This window comes from Aquabacterium sp. UBA2148 (assembly GCF_002328915.1).
GTDB lineage: Bacteria > Pseudomonadota > Gammaproteobacteria > Burkholderiales > Burkholderiaceae_C > Aquabacterium > Aquabacterium parvum.
This window is the reverse complement of sequence record NZ_DCXA01000017.1, coordinates 10,469-14,113: the sequence shown is the minus strand read 5'-3', so window position 1 is coordinate 14,113 and position 3,645 is coordinate 10,469. Positions and strand designations below refer to the sequence as shown.

General features: G+C 67.1%; 3 protein-coding genes and 2 pseudogenes. 2 read left to right on the top strand and 3 right to left on the bottom strand.

Annotated elements, in window-relative coordinates; genetic code table 11:
- The 3 genes and pseudogenes from B2W70_RS00795 to B2W70_RS00785 form a co-directional block, all read right to left on the bottom strand.
- Nucleotides 1-189 (bottom strand): annotated as a pseudogene (locus tag B2W70_RS00795) ((2Fe-2S) ferredoxin domain-containing protein); the annotation flags it as partial.
- A gap of 9 nt (nt 190-198) precedes the next feature.
- Nucleotides 199-1,356, bottom strand: a complete 1,158-nt coding sequence (locus tag B2W70_RS00790; RefSeq protein WP_286742036.1) for a VanZ family protein — start codon at nt 1,354-1,356, stop codon at nt 199-201.
- Nucleotides 1,357-1,363: 7 nt separating this feature from the next.
- A complete protein-coding gene (locus tag B2W70_RS00785; RefSeq protein ID WP_058086953.1) occupies nt 1,364-1,810 on the bottom strand; it encodes a CopD family protein in 447 nt (148 codons plus the stop codon).
- A gap of 273 nt (nt 1,811-2,083) precedes the next feature.
- Here B2W70_RS00785 and hemB point away from each other — a divergent pair, with 273 nt between their 5' ends.
- Together hemB and B2W70_RS00775 are read left to right on the top strand one after the other, a co-directional pair.
- On the top strand, nt 2,084-3,082 hold the full coding sequence (gene hemB / locus B2W70_RS00780; RefSeq protein WP_286742035.1) for a porphobilinogen synthase: 999 nt from the start codon (nt 2,084-2,086) through the stop codon (nt 3,080-3,082).
- Between the two features lie 42 nt (nt 3,083-3,124).
- Nucleotides 3,125-3,645, top strand: a pseudogene (locus B2W70_RS00775) (magnesium transporter CorA); the annotation flags it as partial.

Below are 3,645 nucleotides of genomic sequence, written 5' to 3'. Positions count from 1 at the left end.
CCCGCCAGCACAGCGGTCCAGGCAGCCAGCCTTGTTCACCCGCACGCCACCCTTGCCGTTGCGACCGGCTGCCGCCACACGGGCCTTGCAGTGGTCGAACCCGGCCTTGGCAGCGTGGTCGGCGCACGAGGCTTCGCCATTGATGCGCTGGTTCAGGCAAAAGAAGATGTGACGCTCGTAATAGGCCATGCCAGGATTCTAGTGGCTGGGCCCCGTGCGAGCGGGCGCAGGGGCATCTCGCCCCAGCAGTCGCGACAGCAGCCAGAGCAGGGCCAGGAAAGGCCACAGCAGGCCGAACCAGCGAGACAGCCCATGAAACCGGATGAAGCGCCCGCTTTCCCAGGCCAGCAGGGTTTCGGCGTAATACGGGTCGCTCGGCACCTGGTGCACCAGCACCAGCAACCCCACCAGGACTGCCACCCCGAGCAGCGCGCAGGTCGCGCGCCCCCGGTTGACCAGCAGGACCGCTGCCGACGCACCCAGGAGCATGCCCGAGGCAGCTGGCAGCGTGACCCAGCTGAGCGCGTGCACCGGCCCGAAGTTCAAGGCCGAGGCCAGGGCCGTGAACGCCACCCCCGCCAGCACCAGCAGGGCCATCAGGGCGATGCGCAAGCTGCGCTGGCTGGCCAGGGCGCCGGCCACGCACAAAGGTGCCATCAGCCCCAAGGCCACGGTCAGTGCCTCCACCTCCGGGGCCCATGCGCTGCCCTGCCAGGCGCCAGGCAACACGGCCCACAACGTCAAAGGGTCGTCGGGCAGGAACCACCCCTGCCAGGGCGTGTCCTGCGTGAACTCCACCAGCAGCAAGCGCAACTGCGGCCAGATCTGCCCCTGCCCCAACGGCAGCGGCGGCGGGAACAACAGGCCCAGCGGCCACAGGCACAACAAAGCCAGGCCATGCCCCGCCTGGGGAATGAACCACCGCTCACGCAGCCGATGCCAGACATCGACCAGGCCCAGGGCGTGCAAGGTGAGCGCCCCCAACACCCCCCAGGCCGCCCCCAGGGTGTTGAGGATCCAGTCGGTCACCGAGGGCACCCGGCCAGGCAGCAAGTGCTGCAGCAACTCCAGGGCATACGACAGGGCCGAAGCGGTGAACAACGTCCGCCAGGCAGCCCCGAAAGTGCCCTGGCCGGAGCGCAACCAGGCCAGACACAGCACCAGGCCAAAGGGCAGGTAGCCCAGCAGGTTGGCCGTCACGTCGGACATGACCTCGTAGGACTGCTTGGGCAGCAACCAGCGGATGGCGTCCCAGCCAGGCCAATGCCAACCGGTCAGCGGGTGCAGGGTCGCGTAGGCAATCAGCCCGCCCGCCACCCAGGACAGGGGCCAGGCCGAGCTGCGATGCGCCGACATCCGGGGCTCAGCCGATGGTGGGCTTGATGACCACCAGGCAGACGATGGCCGCGAACAGCAGCACCGACACCTCGTTGAAGACACGGAACCACTTGTGGCTGCGGCGGTTTTGCAGCGCTTCGAAGTCGCGCAACAGGCGCCGGCAGACGTGGTGATAACCGATGACGCCGATGACCAGCGTCAGCTTGATGTGAAGCCAGATTTGCCCAGGGCCCTTGCCAACGCCAAAGTAAAGCCACAGCAGCAGCCCGAGCACCAGCGCCGGGATCATCAACAAGGTGCTGAAGCGGTACAGCTTGCGCGCCATCATCAGCAGGCGTTCACGCTCGGCATGGCTGTCGGGCGGCACCGTGGCCAGGTTGACGTACAGCCTGGGCAGGTAGAACAGGCCAGCAAACCAACTGGCCACAAAGACGATGTGCAGGGCTTTGACCCAGAGGTAGGCGGAGCTCATGGGGGATTATGAGCACAGAAAAAAAAAGAGCCCCGGCAAAAGCCGGGGCTGTGAAGCCTTGACGCTGTCATCACGTAAGGCACCTGCTCAGGGAGGAAAAGCAGGGAATGAGGCCTTGCGGCGTATCATTCACTGCCCATTATAGGGAGCTTGCTCAAGCTTGGCTGCCCCCCTTGTCCGAAATAACCCTGCGGGGGGTGTTTTTTTTATCAACTTTGCCATCCTTCACACAAACGCCACTGGCCCGGTGTGGGGGGTGAATCGCCCCCCCGGATGACGCCCCTGCACTTCCCCCAGCACCGCCTGCGCCGCCTGCGCCGCGACGAGTTCTCCCGCCGCCTGGTGAGGGAACATGAACTGACATCGGCCGACCTGATCTACCCGGTTTTCGTGCTCGATCAGGACGAAGGCGAGCAGGCCGTGGGCTCGATGCCAGGGGTCAGCCGACTGGGGCGCAGCGCGCTGTACGCCGCGGCCGAGCGCTGCCTGCAACTGGGCGTGCCAGTGCTGGCGCTGTTCCCGGTCATCGACGCCTCGCTCAAGACGCCGGACGGCCGCGAGGCGCTCAACCCCGAGGGCCTGGTGCCACGCACGGTGCGCGAACTCAAGCGGCGCTTCCCCGAGCTGGGCGTGATGACCGACGTGGCGCTCGACCCCTTCACCAGCCACGGCCAGGACGGCCTGCTCGACGACACCGGCTACATCGTCAACGACACCACGGTGGCGGTGCTCACCCAGCAAGCCCTGGTGCAAGCCGACGCGGGCGTGGACATCGTGGCCCCGTCCGACATGATGGACGGCCGCATCGGAGCCATCCGCCATGCGCTCGAATCCCAAGGCCTGGTGCACACCCGCATCATGGCCTACAGCGCCAAGTACGCCAGCGCCTTCTACGGCCCGTTCCGCGACGCGGTGGGCTCGGCGGCCAACCTGGGCAAGGCCAACAAAAAGGTCTACCAGATGGACCCGGCCAATTCCGACGAAGCGCTGCGCGAGGTGGGCATGGACATCGCCGAGGGCGCCGACATGGTGATGGTCAAGCCCGGCATGCCTTACCTGGACATCGTGCGCCGCGTCAAAGACGAGTTCAAGGTGCCGACGTTCGCCTACCAGGTCAGCGGCGAGTACGCCATGATCAAAGCAGCGGCCCAGAACGGCTGGCTCGACCATGACGCGACCATGATGGAGTCGCTGCTGGCCTTCAAGCGCGCCGGCGCCGATGGCGTGCTCACCTACTTCGCGCTGGACGCCGCCGAGCGCCTGCGCGGCTGAGTCCTTTCAAGCCCAACCCAGCCCTGACGGAGCCCGTCGCGCGTGCGTCTCTTTCACATCCACGAACAGTTCACCGAGCTCCAGGACTGGCCGGCCACGCTGCCGGCACAAGGCTTCCTGTGGGTGACCACCAGCCGGCGCGTCTTCGAGGTGCGTCTGGCCGAGATCCAGCAGCAGCTGCACAAGCTCGCCGGCGGCGGCCTGATGGACCTGCACGTCACCGACCTGCTCAACGCGCAGCTGCCCTCGCAGTACGACTACACCTCCTGGTACGACCTGCTGGTGTTCAGGCGCCTGGCTGCGGGCCCGGGCACGCAGCGCCTGTTCCTGGATGAGGCGCACGGCACGGCCAGCTCGGCGCGTCAGGCCATGGCCGCCATCGACACCAGCCCGGTGGGCTTTGCGGTGTTCGACCGCGTCCTGCTGACGGTGCACCCGGCCGACTGCTCGGTGCGTGACTTCTTCGAGGCCCGGCTGAGCCAGATGATCCCGCCCGCCGGGCGCCTGCAAGAGGCGACCGAAGCCAGCCCGAGCGACGCTGGAGGCGAGCTGGCCGAGCCCTC